This window comes from Pseudomonas sp. CM27 (genome assembly GCF_013179515.1).
Classification (GTDB): domain Bacteria; phylum Pseudomonadota; class Gammaproteobacteria; order Pseudomonadales; family Pseudomonadaceae; genus Aquipseudomonas.
Genome location: NZ_JABMCN010000319.1, coordinates 1 through 5,899 on the forward strand (window position 1 = coordinate 1; position 5,899 = coordinate 5,899).

A 5,899-nucleotide genomic window follows, 5' to 3' on the forward strand; every position below is an offset into this window, starting at 1 on the left:
CATGCACCCGGCGGAACAGGTCCAGGTCCTGCGCCTGCAGCGGGCGCAGGGCCTGGATCTGCGCGAACAGGCGGGTGCAATCGGCACCTTGCACCGCCTGGTGCAGCAATGGCTTGATCTGCGCGCTGAACAGTTCGCCAAGGGTGAACGGGTTCACCAGCGCAGTACCTTCCTCGCCCTTGAGCAGCTGGAAGATGAAGAACGGGTAGCGCCGCTGGCTGGCATCCTGCGAGCTGAGCAGGCCACCCAACAGCCAGTTGCCATTGCGGGCGCGGTAATTGAAGGCGCACATCGGCAGCCCGTCGAACAACGCCTGCCAGTCGTCGCGGTCGCGCATGGCCGCCAGCGAGGACTGCAGCCAGGCATCGAACTCGCACACTTCCTCTGCCGCGCCATGCAGGCTGACGAAGTCGGCGCTCGACGGTAGCTTGCCGAAGCAGCCGATCATTGCGCGCCCCTGCCGTTGAGGGCGCTGAGGGCCTTGACCTCACCCAGGTCGGTCAGCTTGACCCCGCCGAAGTTGCGCACCACCAGGCTGACCCGGCCATTGGCGGTGTTCCAGCTGAAGCGCTGCTGAATGCCGTCGACGTCTTCGACGCGGGCACTTTCGTTCATGCGCAGCAGGCCCCAGCGCCCTGGGAAGTCGAACACGGTGACCCGCGTGCCGCTCAGGGTTACTACATCCAGACGCGCGCCGGGGGCGTTGCTGGCGCCTGGCCAGGCAAAGCGGTTCCAGCTGCTGCGGCCGTTGCGGTAATGCTGTTCCTGGCCATCGAGGGTGAACACGATGTCGGTGAAGCTGGCCGAGGGTTCCAGCATGATCTCGAAACCGTTGTCGCGGTCCGACAGGCTGGCGATGACCTGGCCCACCGAACTGGCCTTGTCGATGCTGTTGAGCATGCCTGGGTTGACCAGCGCCGGCCCTTGGCCGTCGCCGACCCCCAAGCCTTCGCCGCCGGCCAGGTTGCCGATTTCGTTGCGCTTGAAGGCCGGCAGCAGGCCGCTTTCGGGGTCGACGAAACGCTGCAGGTCCTTCACCGACGCTTCGTTGCGGCTGCCCCCGGCGATCGGGTAGCGGTGCGCCATGACCTGTTCCCAGGGCTTGGCGATCTGCTGCGCCCAGGCTTTGGCAATCTGTTGGCCGGCAGGGTCGCGCAGGGTTGCCCAGGCGTACTGGATGGGCAGGCTGAACAGGCCCTGCAGGGAGCGTGACAAGCCGTCCTGGCTGGTGTCGACACTGCTCTCCACATAATTGCGCACGCGGGTGACTTCGCTCGGCTGGCCTTCCAGGGTTTCGCTGATCAGCTGCTTGCTGCTCTTGCCGACATCCTGCGAGCGCTGGATGTTGTTCATGCGTACCTTGAGGTTGCGCAGGGCCGCCAGATAGCGGTCCATGATGGTGCTGTCGGCGCCTTCGGCGTTGTTTTCCGCGAACACCCGCGCCACCGGCTCGAAACGCCTGGCCAGGCTGCCGTCATCAACGGCCGGCAGGCTCGGCGCGACGCTGGCCGGCAGGTTGTCCTGGGCATCGAACAGCCCGCTGACCTTGCTCCAGAAGCCGTCTTCGCGGGCAGCGCCAGGCGTTGGCAGCGCATGCTTGGCCGGCAGGTCCCACTGGGTGTTGTCGTTGACGGCTGCCAGCAGGTGCTTCACCGGCGAGTTCTGCACGTCGCTCAGCAGGCCAAGTTGCTGGGTTGCCGACGCCAGGTCGGCAAAATGGCGCACGCCGACGCTGCTGACCATCTTGTACCAGGCCTGGGTATAGTCGCGTTTGTAGCGGGTCATGAACTCGCGAATGAAGTTGGCTTTCTGCACGATGGCATCGCCGCCTTCGCCGTCCAGCACCCAGTCCGATTCATTGCGCAGGTTGCCCGACAGCAGCTTGATCAGCTCTGGCTTGACGAAGGTATCCCAACCCTGGCGGCTATAGATAGCCGGCACGCCGGCAGAGCCATACAGCAGTGCCCGGCCGGGTTGCGGCACCAGGTCGTTGAGGGTCAGCGCCGGGAACTGGCGGCTCGACTCGAGTTGCAGGCGCAGGTATTCGCGGTCCACCAGCGAGCTGGAAAGCATGAACGACTTGAGGTTTGCCCGGGTTTCGCTGATCAGCTGGTCGTTGCGTGGCAGCGCTGGCGCTTGCCCCTGTTCCAGCAACTGCACGTACAGCGGCACGTTTTCTTCGATCACGCCAGCGTCAGCCGCAATGGTTTCACCTGCAGCGTCTTTACCCGCAGCGCCGGCCCAGGCCTTGGGCAGGCTGGCGGCGACGAAGGCACTGTCTGGATGCTGCTGTGGTTGGGTCAACAGCAGGTACAGCTTCAGGGTGTTGTAGGCCTCGATGATGGACGCTACCTGTTGCTCGTCCAGGCGCCCGAGCATTTCTTCGGACAGCGACAGGCCACCGGTGGTGGCGGACAGTTCGGCGGCGTCGCTGGCGGTAGCCAGGTTGACCTTGGCCGCGTAAGCCCCGGCACGGGTGTTGCCCAGCGCAGCCTGCGCCTTGGCGGCGACAGCAGGTGCCAATGGTTTGCCGTTGCGTTTTTTCCGTTGCGGCGCTGGGGTGAATTCCAGCGCCTGGTTGATACCGCTGGCGAAGGTGTTGAATGCTCGCATCTGCACTTGCAGGCTGCGCGCGACCGGCTCCAGCGCCTGGCTGCGCAACTGCGCCAGATAGGCTGTGCGGGTCACTTCATGGATTGCATCGCCATGATAAAGGCCCGCACCCAGTCGCAGCGGAACGCCTTGCAGGCGATGCGCTTCTACCATGGCCATCTGCTCGCGCAGCACTTCCAGGCCCTTGCCGGCGGCCAGCAACTGCGCCCGGTCGTCAGCCTGCTCAAGCTGCGCCAACTGCCCACGCAGGCTATCCAGCCACTGGCGGTTGTTGGCGAACGACAGCGCCTGCCAGCCGATGAACAGCACCCCGGTTGCCGCTGCCACGGCCAGCAGCAACGGGCTGAAGGCGCTCTGGCGGCCCAGCCGCGACTGATACAGGGTGAGGTCACGGTCAGGGAAGATCACCCGGCGGAAGGTGTCGGTGATGAAATAGCTGCGGTTGCCCACTGCTTTGGCGCAGTGCCCGGCGGCGTCGTCCTGGGCGGGCTGAAGGGCGAACTCCTCGGCGACCGCGTCTTCGTACACCTGCCCCAGCTGCTGTTCGGTCTGCAGCGCGCTGGTGAAGTACAGCCCGCGCAGCAGCAACGGGGTGCCGCCGCGGTGGCCGCGGGTGAAGGGTTCGAGGAACTGTTCGAGCACATCGCCCAGTGCGGCGAAGTACTGCGGGAAATTCAGCAGCGTGCTGTCGGCGTCGGCGCCGAGGGCGATCGTCTGTGCGTCGACATGCCGGCGGATGTGCCGTTGCAGGTTGTGCAAGCGGTTCTGCAATGCGCCATGCAGGCCGTTGTTGCGAATTTCCGACAGGCCAAAGGTCATGCCCAGCGGCTGCTGGCGTTCGTGCAGGTCCAAGCCCTCGAAGGCCTGGTTGAAGCCTGGCAGCTGGTCGGTCTTGCTCAGCATCAGGTAGACCGGTGGGTTGGCTTCAAGGCACTCGGCGTACTCTTCCACCCGCGCTACCAACTGGGCGGCAAGCGCATTGCGCTCATCGCTGTTGGCTGCCAGCAGTTCGGGCAGGCTGACCACCAGCACCAGGCCATTGATCGCCGCCTTGCCGCGCTGCTTGCGCAACATGCGCAGAAAGGCCGAGAACTCGCTGGCCGACTGGTCGTCGCGCAGGTAGCGGCCGGCCGTGTCGATCATCACCGCGTCCGGGCTGAAATACCAATCGCAGTGCTGGGTGCCGCTGGCGCTGTCGTTGCCCGTGGCGATGCTGGCCGAAAGGCCCGAATGGGTCAGCAACGAAGTCTTGCCGGCGGCCGACATGCCCACTACCAGGTACCACGGCAGGTCGGACAGCGCCGCCTTGCCGCCACCGCCGGCGGAGCGGTCGGTACGCAGCATGGCGATGGCGTGCTTGAGGCGCTCGCGCAGTACTTGCTGGTCGCGGAACTCACCGGTGGCATTCCACGAGCGATCGACTTCGAGCTGCAGCAGGTTCTCCAGATTGTGCTCGGCGCGGATGCGCTGGTATTGGCGCAGCACGATGACCAGCAGGAAGCAGGCGCTGATGATTGCCAGCGCCTCCGGCAGGTGGTGACGCAGCCACGGCAGCAAGGGGGCGGCAAGCCAGCAGATCAACAGGCTCGCCAGCCACAGCAGTGGCAGCAGAACCCAGAAACTTTTCAATAGGCGGAGTAATGTTTTCATGTCTTCCTGACTCGGCTACCTGAACGGGGCTCAGGCACTGAACAGCTGGCGAATTTGTTCTGAAAGGGCGGCGACGTCCTTGTCCAGCAACCAGTCCAGCGTCAGGTAGACAGCGACGCAGACCAGCGCGATCAACGCCAGGTACACCCACAGCGGCACTTCATGGCGCAGCATCTGCGACACCTGGTCGGGCAGGGCCCAGTCCGGTGACAGCGCACTGGGCGCCTTGCGGTAGCGGGCGATGTCCTGGCCGAGGCTGTTGGCCAGGTAGCGCAGCTGGTCCTTCTGACCGAGGCTGAACTTGCCTTCGAAGCCCAGGGCCAAGCACAGGTGATAGACCTCGAGCACGTCGATGTTCTGCTTGACGTCGGCGCGCAGCGCGTCGACCTTCTCGAAAAAGCCTTCACCGGCCAGGTGCACGCCGAAGTAGCGGAACTGCAGCGGCTGCAGCTCGAAGTGCCGGCGCAGTTCGTTGTCCCCGGCGCGCAACACGCTTTCGTCGAGGAAGGCGCACAGCGCGTACTGGGTATCCTTGACCTGCTCGACGCTGTAGTTGGCCGCACGGGCATCGCGTTCCAGGTTGGCGAAGAAACGCTCGACGCTGCCTTCGAAGGCCTGCACCGACGTGACCTGGCGGCCACGGCGCACGATCAGCGCCATGCTGACGAAGTCCTGGACCAGTGCTTTGAGTGTCGGTTTTTCCTGGGCGGCCACAGCGGCGCCCTGTTGCAATACGGCTTCGGTCATTTGAGCACCGCCATCAGTTCAAGCTTCAGGTTGGTAAGGGCGCCGGGCGCATAGAAGCAGATGGTCTGGGCGTTCATCATCCGCTCGTAGACATGGCCATGCGGCTCGATCGCGAAGTACTGGTTGTCCAGGCGCACCGGGATCGCGTTGGGCAGCCGCGTGGCATGGTTCAGGGTGACCCCGGGCATGGCGCTGTTGACCACCACTTCGATGTCCTCCGGGGAGCCGATCTTGACCGCCCGCGGCACCAGTTCCAGCAGGCTGGCACCGGGCATGTCGGCGTGCACCGAAACATAAAAGTCGGCTTCGGCCAGGCGCGGGTCGCGCAGCTGGCCCTGCCAGTACGACGGTTTGGTCTGGGTCAGGTTGATCACCACGCACTGGTTGGGCACGACGTTGTCGAGCATCACCCGGATCATCTCGTCCAGCCTGGCCAGCGAAGCCGCCGGGTCATGGTGGTCGTACTCGGGGATATCGCCGAGCTGGGTGTCCAGGGTGAAGGTCAGCAGGCCCCCGGCGAGGTCGGCCAGGAACAGGTACAGGCGCTCTGGGTTCAGGCGCGGGTGGGCAAGCAGATGGGCCAGCTGTGGGTGGGCGCGGTTCACCGTGTTCAGCAACCAGAACAGCGTGACATCGCTGGAGCCGAACTCGGCGATCTGGTCGGCACGCTCGCGACGCCGGCCGGACAGCGCCTTGCTCTTGGCCTGAAGGGCACCGAGCAGGCGCTTGCCGATGCCGGCCAGGGTCTCATGGTTGCCCAGGTGCAGGGTCGGATGGACAAAATGCGGGTCGAGGTTGAAGCCGCCCATGCTGTTGCGCGTCAGCTTGACCAGCGGGCAGTGGCTGTAGCCGTCCAGGCTGTCGCCGTCGACCAGCAGCACCACGTTCA

The 5,899-nt window shown here is 65.0% G+C and carries 4 protein-coding genes; all 4 read right to left on the minus strand.

The genetic code is table 11. The annotated features are described in order from the left end of the window. Positions 1-448: type VI secretion system-associated protein TagF (gene tagF / locus HP547_RS26660; RefSeq protein WP_172288402.1), on the minus strand; the 448-nt coding region annotated here is incomplete at its 3' end. Further along, positions 445-4,263, minus strand: coding sequence for a type VI secretion protein IcmF/TssM N-terminal domain-containing protein (locus tag HP547_RS26665; RefSeq protein ID WP_172221640.1), 3,819 nt, complete (start codon positions 4,261-4,263; stop codon positions 445-447). The genes tagF and HP547_RS26665, both read right to left, overlap by 4 nt. A gap of 30 nt (positions 4,264-4,293) precedes the next feature. Then, positions 4,294-5,010: a type IVB secretion system protein IcmH/DotU gene (gene icmH, locus HP547_RS26670; protein ID WP_172288404.1), complete on the minus strand. Its 717-nt coding sequence runs from the start codon at positions 5,008-5,010 to the stop codon at positions 4,294-4,296. Beyond that, a partial coding sequence (gene tssK, locus HP547_RS26675; protein WP_172288406.1) for a type VI secretion system baseplate subunit TssK occupies positions 5,007-5,899 on the minus strand: 893 nt, incomplete at its 5' end. The genes tssK and icmH, both read right to left, overlap by 4 nt.

Coding starts and splice junctions, on each gene's coding strand:
- HP547_RS26665 (WP_172221640.1), bottom strand. CDS start 4,263: ATGAAAACATTACTCCGCCTATTGAAAAGTTTCTGGGTTCTGCTGCCA.
- icmH (WP_172288404.1), bottom strand. CDS start 5,010: ATGACCGAAGCCGTATTGCAACAGGGCGCCGCTGTGGCCGCCCAGGAA.